The sequence below is a fragment of the Citrobacter sp. KTE151 genome (assembly GCF_000398845.1).
GTDB lineage: Bacteria > Pseudomonadota > Gammaproteobacteria > Enterobacterales > Enterobacteriaceae > Citrobacter > Citrobacter braakii.
The window spans coordinates 687,329-699,889 of record NZ_KB976065.1; the positions used below are offsets into that span (position 1 = coordinate 687,329).

Sequence of the window (12,561 nt, forward strand, 5' to 3'; positions counted from 1 at the left end):
ACAGCTATTTAGTTTCAACAATTAAATGGCACGGATTACTTAGCTTATGCTGGCATAACGTTGACCTATTGTTCATTATCCTTCAGCCCGCTTGTAGGGCGCCCCTATCCGAACTAAAATCAGTGCAGCAAAACGAGGGCTTCAAAATGACAAAAAAAACAGCACACAGCCAGATCACTAAAACTCAAATCTACCGTTCCGTTGCCAGCTCAACCGCGATCGAAACGGGTGTTTCTGTGCAAAAAATTGAGCAGCAACTCAAACAAAACCAGGCACAGGCGAAAGCTGTTGGCCTCGCCCGTTAATCTGGCAATATATCGCTCACCAGTTGCATCATGGGGCTGTAGTTCCCTGATACGCCTGCCTGTATTGCCTTGAAATAAAATGGCTTGTGCTCATCCCACAGGCTGTAGTCCAGTAAGCCCTTCCCCGCCAGAACCGACAACACATCGCAAAGCAGTCTCGACAGACGCCCGTTACCTTCTCTGAATGGATGGATCAAAATAAATTCCACATGGCATTCAGCCAGATAACGAACCAGCTCCGGACGAGCTAAGAATTTCAGTTCACCAGACCGGGAAAGAAACTGCTTCTCGAAACCATCAAGAAGAAGCGGAATCCTGTCGGCAGCGGCAAACTGGAAGCCGTCTTTTGTCAGGTTGGCATTACGCAACCTCCCCGCCCAGTCGTACACATTCCCCAGCCATTGACGATGCCACCTACTGATGTGCTCAAAAGCCAGCGCCTCAGGCGGCTGGCTCTCAATAAATAGCTGCTCATACAGCATCAGCAGCAAGCCAGACTCCAGTGTATCCATTTCCTGTTCATCAATGATTCCCAGCTTATTAGCCAGCACCAAGTCTCCAGAGCCCGGCTGATACCGTTCTTCCGCTGAATTAAGCTCATATTTTGACAAGCTCTTACCTCCGCCCAAACAAGTTAACAACGTTGTTTTCCTGCTGCCGTTGATAGTTATTAACCCGAACTTCCCAGATCTCAAGCGCCCTGCGCTTTTCAGTCAGATAATCATAGCGGTCATAGTGTTTCGAGCTGACATCATTTAAAGCGTGATTCTGAATACGGTCACGGATCTCTTTACTGATCCCCGCCTCCCCCATCAGCGTTTTACAGGTCCGGCGTAAATCTCGCGCCGTGAAAACTTTAAACTCAGGATTAAAAGCACGGAAATACATGATGGAACGGGCCAGGCTATCGGTACGTACCGGGCGCTCACCGTTGGTTGATAGCGGGAAAATATAGGGACTGTTACTTTCCTTAGTCAGCTCTTTCACTGAGGCTAATTCCTGTAATGCCGATTCAGTCAGTGGGATCAGATGCTCACGCTTGTTTTTCGATACATCGGCAATGACCAGTAACGTCTTTTGCTGCCAGTCAATCGCGCTCCACTGGCTGGCAATCATTTCGAACGGACGTTGCCCGCCAACGTAAGTACAGAAACGAATTAAGTGTTGCATCAAGGGACCCACTCCTGTTGCCTCGGAGAAATGTTCCATGACAAAACGAAGCTCTTCCAGCACTAACCACGTATCACCAACTTTTTCCGCCGAAGACTGTTTCGGTATGGCCGATACCGGGTTAACTTCAAGGCCGAACGTAACACCCACGCTGGTATTCATCGGATCGTTATCAGCTTTCAGACCGTAGTTAAATGCCGCCATCAGGTAAGAACGAATTCGGTTCGCATGGACCACCGCATCACGCTGGATAATGCCTGAGAGAATGGTTTTGATCTGCAGAGGCGTCACGTCCTTCGCTTTGGTATCACGAGGAATAACCGAGTAGCACTCTCTTTCCATGCGCTTCAATACATCAGCCCACGTCCGTTTGTTGTCGAGCTTCATCTTATTGACGTAACCATGCACCAGTTCTTCAAACGATCCCTGAGAACGATGCAACTGCATGATGTGCTGTTCGGCCAGGCGCTGCTGCTCAAGCTCTTGCTGGGGCTCTTTTCCTTCAACAAGCCAGGCACCATACTTTTTCGCCAGCTCATTGGCCGTCACCAGTTTCATCTCAGGCCAGATGCCCAACTGGATGAACTTCTCTTTCTTCCCTTTCTCAATGTAATAACGGAAATAAAAAACTTTGCTGCCCGAAGGCTGAACCTTAACGCCAAGCCTGCCAGTACCACGTTGAGCACTGTTGCTCCACACGTAGTACGCCGTGCTTTTTGTCTTCAATCCACGTATAGCAGTCTCGGTAAGATTAGCGGCCATGAGTTTACCTTTCTGAGAATAAGCGTTACCTGACCCGATGCCCATTTCGGGTCAGGTAACGGGTCAGGTAAGGATAGTACAATGGGGAAATGAGAGAACCAATCAGAAACAAAAACAACCTCATAACTGATTGATTATAGACAATTAAAAACACAAATAGAGACAATGGCGAACAATTAAAAACATGCCAATTTTATGACTCATAATCGCTTGGTCGCTGGTTCAAGTCCAGCAGGGGCCACCAAACACAGCAAGGGCTGGCGAGTAATCGTCGGCCCTTTTGTTTTTTCCGGGGATATGCCGGGGATATTCCAGAAAGGTAACCATGGTGATTTATGGTTATTTTATGACCGCCCACCATATCTACAGCATTTCTTGCTTAGTGCCATTCGCAAAACGTTAACATTTGCATACATTGACGATGTGTGAAGCTGGTGGACGAACTCCACGCATAAGCCCGCCCGCATCATATAAAAAAGGCTGGCACGGCTTACAGCTTAGCAGGTACGCAAGGTACGCACGTCTTTTTGCGTACCTTGCGTACCCAGTTTTTCACTGCGCAATCTGATGAATAGCGTTTCTGATGTTTGTCACGCTGCCAGCGAATGGCCCGTGTAACCCTGGCATTTCTAAGCATGAGAATGGCTCTTTGAACCTTAACATTTCTTAACATCTGGCTTGCCCCGGCGCAAGCTAATGGCTCGTAAAACCCTAGGAATTCTTAGGGGCTGGCTGGCGGTCACAAACGCTGCAAACCCTTCGCATTTGCACCCGCCAGACGGTATGCGTCGATGAGTTTTTCGCGTTTTACCGACTCCGAATTCGCAGTTTTTTTGCGTAGTTTTTTTTGCGAATTCGCAGTTTGTTTATCTTTGGCATCGTCTTTTTTCTCCGTGCCGTCTTGACTTACCTGCTCCGGGTAACGTCGGCAAAATATTTTGCTCAGTACCCGGCGCAATATCCCGGCGCACGCCGTCGAACTCAAAAAGTACCGCTGCGGGATAGAAATCATCTCGAGCACTTGCGACAACAAACACACGTCTGCGTCGTTGGGCCACTTCCGAAAAATTGAAGATTACCCGCCGCCGGGAGAAGGAAAACCGCAGGAGCGGAAAATGAAACCGGGCGATCAGTGGCGGCTCACGTCTGAGTGCCACGTTAATTAATAAAACAGGTTAATAATTATTAAAATAACCTAAAATGAAGATAATCAATATCCGATAGATAACAAACAATATCGAACAAATAATTTACATTACCCTGAATTATTTCATCGGTTTATCTCGGTGCGCAATCCACTCAAATATTCTATCATTACATTGAGCTGTTCCCGATTGGCGGCCAGCATCTCACCAGAAAGTGAACCACATAAAAATCCATGATGATCGACAAAGAAAAATGCTTCAGAATTTAAAGACCACTTATATTCTTCCAGTGTTTTTAATTCCAAATTATCGCATTTATGAATTTTTTATGTTTCTCGATTTCAATATTCTCCATTATACTTTCCTTTCATTTATTTTTTATATAAATCCAAATAACACATTCACACATATGTTATTTACCAGCTTACAATAACATTATTTTGGACATACTAGCGGCTTAGGTTATAGGATTTAGTCACCTCATTAACTAAAAGGCGTTTATGTAATGGCTATTCCTGCATATTTATTTTTAAAAGACGACGGCGGCGCGGATATCAAAGGTTCAGTTAATGTCCAGGATAGAGAGGGAAGCATAGAGATGCTATCTTTTGGTCATGGTCTGCATATTCCGACAGACAGCAGAACCGGAAAACTCACCGGCACCAGGAAACATGCCCCCCTTAACTTTCAAAAAGAGTTCGACTCTTCCAGCCCGTATCTTTACAAGGCTATTGCCACCGGGCAGACACTTAAAAGCGCAGAATTTAAATGGTACAGAATTAACGACGCCGGGCAAGAAGTTGAATACTTCAACATGTTGCTTGAGAACGTGAAGATCGTCAGCTCCGCGCCGCATATGCTCGATATCAAAAACCCGGCGACCGAAAAACATAATCATCTTGAAAACGTAGCCATGCGGTATGAGCGGATTACCTGGAAATACTGCGATGGCAACATTCAGTTTTCTGATGCGTGGAATGAAAGATGATCCGGTGCACCTTCCATCTTAATGGCGGGCAGCTATCTACATTAAGTAGCCCGGGCGTGGGTTTTTTCCCGGCGTACTCAGGAAATGCAGGGCCACACAGGAATAACCCGGCCTCGATTACAGTAGTAAAAAAAGGGCCATTGCCGCCCGGTCTTTACTACATCGTGACGCGCCAAAGAGGCGGGCTTCACTCCCGATGGCGGGATATGGTGCACGGCTTAGAGAGCGGCTCAGATCGCGATCTATGGTTTGCGCTTTATCGCCAGGATAGCCAAACTGATGATATCTCATTCATAGACGGTGTTGAGCGGGGTAACTTCCGTTTACATCCCGCGGGTAAATCGGGCATTAGTGATGGCTGCATTACGCTACCCAGCCATGCAGATTACGCGATCTTACTTGAGGCTTTATTAAGCACACCATCAGTTATGGTTACGGCTCAATTAAAAGCGTTCGGCACAATACAGGTGTACTGATGAAACCGGCCACACATGTTTTTTTATGGCTTTCTGAACTGCTCGCCCTGACAGTGGTTTACACCCTGCTTTGTTACTTCATCCCTGATGAAGAGTTTATGGCGTGGTATGAGGAAAACTACGGATTCATACAGGAAGCGCACTGGAATGACGGATTTTCACTGATTCTGTATTTTCTGGCTATAGCCATCACTACGTTTGCGATCTGGTTTATTGCTGCTGCCAGACAGAGGAAGTGGAAAAAATCACAGGGTGAAAACACATGACGTTTACGTGTCCAGGCTCTGCCAACGTATTACCTTGTGATTCGAACATGACCACCTGACAGGTGGCCACAGCGGAAATACACCACAAACGCGCCGAAGTTATTAGGCGCGTTTTTATTACCTGTAACTTTTAACGCTCCACAATCCATACTCAAAAAATCACAAAAATTACTTTATATAAAAAAATGCCCACCTGTTCATCTTTTGGATTTTTATTATATTTATCATGAAATTAAGTGGTTAACATCCACTTCAGCCACGTCGATAATGTCCAGCTTGTTCGCTAAGACCAAATCAACTGAACCAGGCTGAAAGCGCTCTACCTGTTTGCACCGAAATGTGAAATGAGTAACAAGAAAAACAAGTCAGGCAGGGACGGAAAGTGTTTCACGTGATAAGGCGAGAACATGCGAAAGGCAACCCCCTCTGGACGTCGCCATCCAGAGATGGAAACGTCCGTTAGAGTTTGATTCGATAGTCAGCTCAAACTAGCTCTTTGAGCTGCTCCTGCATATAAGTTGAAAAATACTCTGGGTTCTTGATAAGGATGCGGTTACCGGAGGCCACTTTTTCTGCCCATCCGGCCACTTTTTTCGTGAACTCGGGATTCCATCCCTCCTGCTCACCCCGTGCCATCACAGCTTCTGGACTTGCTGGCACACCTAAGTCATGCAAATACTTTAAGATTCCCTTAGCGGTACTTTCATCCATTGAATGGGGTACTGACGCCGAAGTGTTCATACCACCAATAAAATCCAATGCTTTCTCAATTGCTGTTGGCATGCTCTTATCCTTAAAATTAACCACGTGAGAGACACATTTATACTATGTACCCAACTCCGCCGGGATATCAAAGAGAACATCACCTTTATTTGATTTACCCCGCAGCTAAACGCTTGCGGCGGCTGTTTTCTGCACGATTAATTCGCTATCCCGGCCAAAACCAGCCCGGTCGCTACCGCATTACGCGGCCCTTCGGTACCACGAATGTTGCCCTGTCCGGCAACCACGCCGTAATGCGCCAGCGCGTCGGTTATCATCTGCGGGATTTCGAAATCCAGCGAGGAGCCGCCCACCAGCACCACAAAAGTCATATCGCGAATAGAGCCGCCGGGTGACACCTGGCGTAAAGCGCGCAGGCAGTTGGTCACAAAAACCTTCTCTTTGGCCTGTCGGCGCACCAACCGAATTTTTTCCAGCGAGGTCTGGTTATCTACCGGGATCAGCTCGCCGTCTTTAAGATAAACGACTTTGGCAAACACTGACGGACTGAGCGGTTCGCGAAAAAACTCCACCGCGCCGTTCTCGTGGCGAATGCTGAACAGGCTCTCCACTTTTGCCAGCGGGTATTTTTTAATTTCCTCCGCCAGAAACGGATCGCTTAAGCCCAGCTCGCTTTGAATCAACAAGCTGACCATATTCCCCGCGCCAGCCAGATGGACCGCTTTCACTACGCCATCGCTATTGATAATGGCGGCATCGGTGGAGCCTGCGCCTAAATCGAGGATCGCCAGCGGTGCAGCACATCCGGGCGTTGTTAACGCACCGGCGACAGCCATGTTGGCCTCCACGCCGCCGACTTCAACCGGGATGTTTAAACGGGCGCTCAGCTCACTGGCGATGGCCTGCATCTGTAAGCGATCGGATTTCACCATCGCCGCAATGCCAACGGCGTTCTCCATTGAACACTCCCCGGCAATACCGCCCTGCACCTTGCGGGGAATAAACGTATCCACCGCCAACAGATCCTGAATATACACCGCGTTCATGTCGTGACCGGTCAGCGAGGCCATCACTTTACGCACCCGCTCCAGCATGCCACCTGCATGCGTACCTGCTTCACCACGAATATCGCACACGGGCGCACAGGTGCTCATCGCCTGCATAATGGCCTGTGCGCCTTGCGCTACGTCGGCTTCACCGCCGCGCTTTTCGCCGCGGATAAAGATCTTACCCGCCGGGATCACCCTTGAGCGCACATCACCCTGCGGGGTTTTCAGCACCACGGCGGAACGGTTGCCAATTAGCGCCCTGGCGATTGGGACGATAGTTTGCGTTTCCTCGGGCGTCAGGGTAAAGAAGGTCGCGATGCCGTAAGGATTCGACAGCACTCGCACCACCTGTCCTGGGGCCGCCACTTCCACCGCCGCCAGCACACCTTCCGGCACCTTCTCCAGCAGGGTAACTTCATCTACCACCGGCATTGTTCGACGCAGGCGATTGTTCACCAGCACGCCATCATCTTTTTTCAGGATCGCCGCCACCACGTTGACCCCGCGATCCAGCGCTTCATTGATAAACCAAACCGCCTCGAGGAAATCCTTCTCCTCACCAACCAGCGGGATCCAGCCCTGGGCAAACCTATCTTCACTCAACGCCGCCAGCTTCTCCACGGCGATGGTAGTTCCCATTCCCACGCCAACGCCGCCGGGCGTTTGCGGGTTATGCCCAATCATTGTTGATTCGGTAATGATGGTTTCAGTGATGGTTTCCATCGCCACATCGCCAATCACCGGTGCAGCCTCGTTGATGCAGATTTTCGCCACATCCTGAAGCGACCACGGGGTGTTATTCAGCGCCTGCTGCAGGGAGGCCACCACCCCGGCAATATTGTCCCGTGTACCTTTCATACCGGTCGTGGCGACAATCCCGCTGGCGATAAACCGGCCATGCTGCGCCAACGCCACTTCGGTGGTGGCGTTGCCGATATCAATCCCTGCAATTAACGGCATACAACCTCCGTCACTGGCTGCCTTTACGCAGCTTGTTTCTCTGCTGATACACCTCTGCCGACTCGCGGACAAACCCGGCGTTCACCGTGGCATGCCAGGTATGTTCCAGTTCATCGGCAATGGCCTGAAGCTCGGCGAACGAAGAACGAAACGGCCGCAGCGCGTTATAAATTTCAAGAATACGGGCATCCGGGATTGCTATAAGCTCCGCCGCACGACGGAAATTACGCGCCACGGCGTGACGCTGCATCTGTTCGGCAATCTGCGCCTGGTACTCCAGCGTTTGCTGAGAAATACGCACATCCTGCGGACCTACGCGACCCGCCAGCACATTCTCAAGGGTAATCTCGGTTAGCGGTTTGCCGGTAGGAGTCTGGATTTTCTCCGGGCAGCGAGTCGCTAATGGATAATCCTGCGCGGTCATGATGTTGTCGTTCATGGTCATTCCCTTACGAGTGCAATATGCAGCGTGACAGGCGCAGCATCCTGCACCACGTGTTTGGTTTCTTTGATATGAAACAGCGCGGCCTTGGCCATAAATTTGGGGCGTACCATCTGGTCATTAACCACTGGCACTGGCGAAGGCGACTCTTTACGTGCATAGCGCGCGGCGTTTTTACCAATCTGGCGATAGGTTTCCAGCGTCAGCAGCGGAGCCTGAGAGAACAGCTCAAGGTTGCTCAGAGGCAGCAGATCGCGCTGATGAATCACCGTGGTTCCTTTCGACTGGATACCAATCCCGATGCCAGAACCGCTGAGATTTGCCGCATCCCATGCCATAAATGAAACATCAGAAGTGCGCAGAATCCTCACCACCCGTGCATGCAGCCCCTCTTCTTCAATGCCGGCAACCAGCTCTTTCAAAATCGCTTTGTGCGGCATATCAATCAGTGTTTTGTGCTGATACTTATCAAAGGCCGGGCCGACGCCTATCACGACTTCATCCACGCGTTCGTCCGCTTTAGCCGCCTCGCCTTCGCTCACCTGCAAGGTGAAAACCGGCTTACGTTCAGTTGTGCATTCCACTGTGTACCGCCTTATTCGATCGAGCCGGGCTGAACCACGCCCGCAATATTTTTAATTTCCGCCCAACGTTCGGCAGAGATGCGATAGCCGGTGCCGGGTCCCTGATAATCGTTGATGTCATTAACGGCGCTGACGACGTCGAACTGACGATCCAGAATGGCCGACGTTTGCAGGTAATCACCAGTAACACGCTGCCTCAGCATGTTGAGGATATTGCTGGCGATGTCTTCGAAGCCGCTGGAACTCAACGCGCCGACGATATCCAGCCCGGTGATATTGCGCTTCATCATCTCTTCCACGGCAGCCAAATCTTCCACCACATTGCGCGCGGGCATATCTTTGCTGCCGTGAGCGTAAGTGGCGGCCTCCACCTCTTCATCGCTAATCAGCGGCAGGCCCAGTTCGCGGAAAACCGCCTGAATGGCGCGCGCGGCCTTATTGCGGATGGCGATTGTCTCCTCTTCCGTGACCGGGCGCAGGCCCCCGTCAACCATCAGATCGCGTTGCAGAATGTTGTAATCATCGAAGTCTTCAGCGTCGAAGTTCGACCCGGCAAACATGTTGTCGTAGTTCGGTACCGCGCTATAGCCGGAGAAGATAAAGTCGGTGCCCGGCAGCATCTGCATCAGGGTGCGGGCAGTACGACGAATATCGGAGTGGGAAAAGGTCTGGTCATTGGCGGAGGCCACTTCAAGGTCGAGCATCGAGGCAATCAGGTTTTCCGCCAGCACCGCGCGAATCCCCGACGGCACAGCGCCGGTCATGCCGATACAGCTGACCGCGCCGTTTTGTAACCCCTGTACGCCCGCGCCTTTGGTGATAAAAATGCAACGCGACTCCAGATAAAGCATCGATTTACTTTCGGAATAGCCCATCAGCGCTTCCGAACCGGTGCCGGAGGTGTAGCGCATCTTCAGACCACGAGAAGCATACGCCGAGGCAAGAAACGCTTTTGACCACGGCGTATCATCGCCATCGGTAAACACCGACTCCGTGCCATATACCGACACCGTTTCGGCGTAGCTGGTTAGCCCGCGCATTCCCAGTTCCAGCTCCGTGGCCTCTTCAACGGAGCATTGCGTCAGCACGCCGGGGCGACCGCATTGGGACCCCACCAGCAGCGCCAGGGCGTTAAACGGCGCATAGCGGGCGATCCCGACCGTTGTTTCCTGTTCGGAAAAGCCACGGATCCCCGCTTCAGCAGCGTCGGCAGCAATCTGTACCGGGTTATCTTTCAGGTTGGTCACGTGGCACTGATTGGAGGGGGTGCGTCTGGCGCGCATTTTTTGCAGCGCCATCATCATCTCCACCACGTTCATTTGCGCCATCACCTCCACCGCTTTCGCCGGGGTGATGGCAGTCGTAATGGCAATGATCTCTTCCCGACTGACGTGGATATCCACCAGCATTCTGGCGATCTCCAGCGCGTCGAGCTGCATGGCGCGCTCGGCCTCGGGCACGTTAATCGCGTAATCGGCAATGAACCGGTCAATCATGTCGAACTCGGCGCGGCTCTTGCCGTCCAGCTCAACAATACGACCATTTTCCACCTTCACCGACGAAGCCGGATCGTAAGGGCTTTCCATTGCGATCAGCCCCTCTTCAGGCCATTCGCCAATTAGCCCATCCTGATTTACAGGCCGCTGGGCAAGCACTTCGAATCGTTTTGATCTTCTCATAGTTTATGGACTCAAAAGATAAAAAATAGGGACGCCGGGCCGTATTGCCGGGGACACAACACCCGGCATTCGCCTTTCATCAGCAATAGCCGAACTCTAAATGAGCAGGACAATAAAAAAATAAAATTAATTTCGTTCCAATTTGGTACGTAATAAAAACCCATCGTTTCATATTGAAACGCGGCTCAGGAATATTCACCGCGAATTGTGACGAGGTTAAATGATCATTATCAATAAACGCCGCAACAGGAAACTGAAGGTAATGTTTTTGAAATTCCCACCCTATTGACTTAATAACGCAGGGCGAGAAAATAAGATAAAGCCAATGATAAAAATAGCTGTTGCGCGATATTTTCGTGACCTCAGCCCTACAACCTTTTCAGGAGAGACTGTGAATAAGAGCCAACAAATCGCCACCATTACGCTGGCGGCTGCAAAGAAAATGGCGCAGGCCGTCGAGGCTAAAGCGCTTGAAATCAACGTTCCGGTGGTTTTATCCGTGGTGGATCACGGCGGGAACACGCTGCTAATGCAACGTATGGACGACGCGTTTGTTACCAGCTGTGATATCTCTCTTAATAAAGCTTATACCGCCTGCTGCCTGCGACAGGGTACCCATGAAATTACCGACGCGGTACAACCAGGTGCCTCTCTATATGGCTTGCAGCTCACCAATCAACAACGAATTGTTATTTTTGGCGGCGGTTTACCTGTCATATTAAACGGCAAAGTAATCGGTGCCGTTGGTGTAAGTGGCGGTACCGTCGAACAAGACATATTATTAGCAGAAACCGCATTGAATTGTTTCTCTGAATTATAATTTAAATCTAAGAAGGTATATTATGAGCTATCGTATGTTTGATTACCTGGTGCCAAATGTGAACTTCTTTGGCCCCAATGCTATTTCCGTGGTCGGCGAACGCTGCAAACTGTTGGGCGGTAAAAAAGCGCTGCTGGTCACTGATAAAGGTCTGCGGGCGATTAAAGACGGCGCGGTAGATAAAACCCTCACACATCTGCGTGAAGCCGGTATTGACGTCGTGGTTTTTGACGGCGTTGAGCCAAACCCCAAAGACACCAACGTGCGCGACGGCCTGGAGGTCTTTCGGAAAGAGCATTGCGACATCATCGTTACCGTTGGCGGCGGTAGCCCGCATGACTGCGGTAAAGGCATCGGTATCGCCGCGACTCACAAAGGGGATCTCTACAGCTATGCCGGGATTGAAACCCTGACCAACCCGCTGCCGCCGATCGTTGCGGTGAATACCACCGCCGGTACCGCCAGCGAAGTCACCCGCCACTGCGTGCTGACCAATACCAAAACCAAAGTGAAGTTTGTGATTGTCAGCTGGCGCAACCTGCCGTCGGTCTCCATTAACGATCCGCTGCTGATGCTCGGCAAGCCAGCCCCACTGACTGCGGCCACCGGGATGGACGCCCTGACCCACGCCGTGGAAGCCTACATTTCCAAAGATGCCAACCCGGTCACCGACGCTGCCGCTATCCAGGCGATCCGCCTGATCGCCCGTAACTTGCGCCAGGCCGTGGCGCTGGGCAGCAACCTGAAAGCTCGCGAGAACATGGCCTACGCCTCCCTGCTGGCGGGTATGGCCTTCAACAACGCCAACCTCGGCTACGTTCACGCGATGGCGCATCAGCTTGGCGGTCTTTACGACATGCCGCACGGCGTGGCGAATGCCGTACTGCTGCCGCACGTGGCACGCTATAACCTGATCGCTAACCCGGAAAAATTTGCCGACATCGCAGAGTTTATGGGCGAAAACACTGACGGACTCTCCACCATGGATGCCGCCGAGCTGGCCATTCATGCTATTGCCCGCCTCTCCGCCGACATCGGTATTCCGCAGCATCTGCGCGATCTGGGCGTCAAAGAAGCCGATTTCCCGTATATGGCGGAAATGGCGCTGAAGGACGGCAACGCCTTCTCCAACCCGCGCAAAGGGAACGAGAAAGAAATTGCCGAGATCTTCCGTCAGGCATTCTGATAACGT

General features: G+C 51.1%; 13 protein-coding genes. 6 read left to right on the plus strand and 7 right to left on the minus strand.

Annotated elements, in window-relative coordinates:
* The first annotated feature begins 146 nt into the window (after positions 1-146).
* Positions 147-305, plus strand: a complete 159-nt coding sequence (locus tag WC7_RS26845; protein WP_016154571.1) for a hypothetical protein — start codon at positions 147-149, stop codon at positions 303-305.
* Here the strand turns inward: WC7_RS26845 and WC7_RS05430 are convergent.
* Entirely contained in the window at positions 302-916 is a 615-nt protein-coding gene (locus tag WC7_RS05430) for a Fic/DOC family protein (protein ID WP_024176618.1), read from the minus strand. The two genes, WC7_RS26845 and WC7_RS05430, sit on opposite strands and share 4 nt — an antisense overlap.
* A gap of 4 nt (positions 917-920) precedes the next feature.
* The gene (locus WC7_RS05425; RefSeq protein WP_016154573.1) at positions 921-2,237 is read right to left on the minus strand and encodes a tyrosine-type recombinase/integrase; all 1,317 of its coding nucleotides are present in this window, start codon (positions 2,235-2,237) and stop codon (positions 921-923) included.
* A 1,650-nt stretch (positions 2,238-3,887) separates the two neighbouring features.
* Between WC7_RS05425 and WC7_RS05420 the strand changes: the two genes are divergently transcribed.
* From WC7_RS05420 to WC7_RS05410, 3 genes are read left to right on the plus strand one after another with little or no spacing between them, the layout of a single operon-like run.
* Positions 3,888-4,370 (plus strand): Hcp family type VI secretion system effector, encoded by a 483-nt coding sequence (locus tag WC7_RS05420; protein ID WP_016154574.1) that lies wholly within the window; start codon positions 3,888-3,890, stop codon positions 4,368-4,370.
* A complete protein-coding gene (locus WC7_RS05415; RefSeq protein WP_016154575.1) occupies positions 4,367-4,846 on the plus strand; it encodes a DUF2778 domain-containing protein in 480 nt (159 codons plus the stop codon). Before WC7_RS05420 ends, WC7_RS05415 begins: the two co-directional genes overlap by 4 nt.
* The gene (locus WC7_RS05410; RefSeq protein WP_016154576.1) at positions 4,846-5,112 is read left to right on the plus strand and encodes a hypothetical protein; all 267 of its coding nucleotides are present in this window, start codon (positions 4,846-4,848) and stop codon (positions 5,110-5,112) included. Before WC7_RS05415 ends, WC7_RS05410 begins: the two co-directional genes overlap by 1 nt.
* 483 nt (positions 5,113-5,595) lie before the next feature.
* On the opposite strand, the gene WC7_RS05405 is transcribed toward WC7_RS05410, so the two are convergent.
* From WC7_RS05405 to WC7_RS05385, 5 genes are all read right to left on the minus strand, one after another.
* A complete protein-coding gene (locus tag WC7_RS05405) occupies positions 5,596-5,919 on the minus strand; it encodes a DUF1889 family protein (RefSeq protein ID WP_071524484.1) in 324 nt (107 codons plus the stop codon).
* A 113-nt stretch (positions 5,920-6,032) separates the two neighbouring features.
* Positions 6,033-7,844, minus strand: coding sequence for a diol dehydratase reactivase subunit alpha (locus WC7_RS05400; RefSeq protein ID WP_016154577.1), 1,812 nt, complete (start codon positions 7,842-7,844; stop codon positions 6,033-6,035).
* 10 nt (positions 7,845-7,854) lie between these two features.
* On the minus strand, positions 7,855-8,283 hold the full coding sequence (locus tag WC7_RS05395) for a diol dehydratase small subunit (protein WP_016154578.1): 429 nt from the start codon (positions 8,281-8,283) through the stop codon (positions 7,855-7,857).
* A 2-nt stretch (positions 8,284-8,285) separates the two neighbouring features.
* Complete coding sequence (locus tag WC7_RS05390) at positions 8,286-8,870, minus strand: propanediol/glycerol family dehydratase medium subunit (protein ID WP_016154579.1); 585 nt, start codon at positions 8,868-8,870, stop codon at positions 8,286-8,288.
* A gap of 11 nt (positions 8,871-8,881) precedes the next feature.
* The gene (locus tag WC7_RS05385) at positions 8,882-10,549 is read right to left on the minus strand and encodes a propanediol/glycerol family dehydratase large subunit (protein ID WP_016154580.1); all 1,668 of its coding nucleotides are present in this window, start codon (positions 10,547-10,549) and stop codon (positions 8,882-8,884) included.
* A gap of 391 nt (positions 10,550-10,940) precedes the next feature.
* On the opposite strand from WC7_RS05385, the gene WC7_RS05380 reads away from it, so the two are divergent.
* Positions 10,941-11,369 (plus strand): GlcG/HbpS family heme-binding protein, encoded by a 429-nt coding sequence (locus WC7_RS05380; protein ID WP_016154581.1) that lies wholly within the window; start codon positions 10,941-10,943, stop codon positions 11,367-11,369.
* A 22-nt stretch (positions 11,370-11,391) separates the two neighbouring features.
* Positions 11,392-12,555, plus strand: coding sequence for a 1,3-propanediol dehydrogenase (gene dhaT, locus WC7_RS05375; RefSeq protein ID WP_016154582.1), 1,164 nt, complete (start codon positions 11,392-11,394; stop codon positions 12,553-12,555).
* Positions 12,556-12,561 lie beyond the last annotated feature (6 nt).

Bases quoted from the DNA above. Each gene is read 5' to 3' on its own strand.
- WC7_RS05385 (WP_016154580.1), bottom strand. From the start codon at position 10,549: ATGAGAAGATCAAAACGATTCGAAGTGCTTGCCCAGCGGCCTGTAAAT.
- WC7_RS05415 (WP_016154575.1), top strand. From the start codon at position 4,367: ATGATCCGGTGCACCTTCCATCTTAATGGCGGGCAGCTATCTACATTA.
- WC7_RS05425 (WP_016154573.1), bottom strand. From the start codon at position 2,237: ATGGCCGCTAATCTTACCGAGACTGCTATACGTGGATTGAAGACAAAA.
- WC7_RS05400 (WP_016154577.1), bottom strand. From the start codon at position 7,844: ATGCCGTTAATTGCAGGGATTGATATCGGCAACGCCACCACCGAAGTG.
- WC7_RS05395 (WP_016154578.1), bottom strand. From the start codon at position 8,283: ATGAACGACAACATCATGACCGCGCAGGATTATCCATTAGCGACTCGC.
- dhaT (WP_016154582.1), top strand. From the start codon at position 11,392: ATGAGCTATCGTATGTTTGATTACCTGGTGCCAAATGTGAACTTCTTT.
- WC7_RS05420 (WP_016154574.1), top strand. From the start codon at position 3,888: ATGGCTATTCCTGCATATTTATTTTTAAAAGACGACGGCGGCGCGGAT.
- WC7_RS26845 (WP_016154571.1), top strand. From the start codon at position 147: ATGACAAAAAAAACAGCACACAGCCAGATCACTAAAACTCAAATCTAC.
- WC7_RS05410 (WP_016154576.1), top strand. From the start codon at position 4,846: ATGAAACCGGCCACACATGTTTTTTTATGGCTTTCTGAACTGCTCGCC.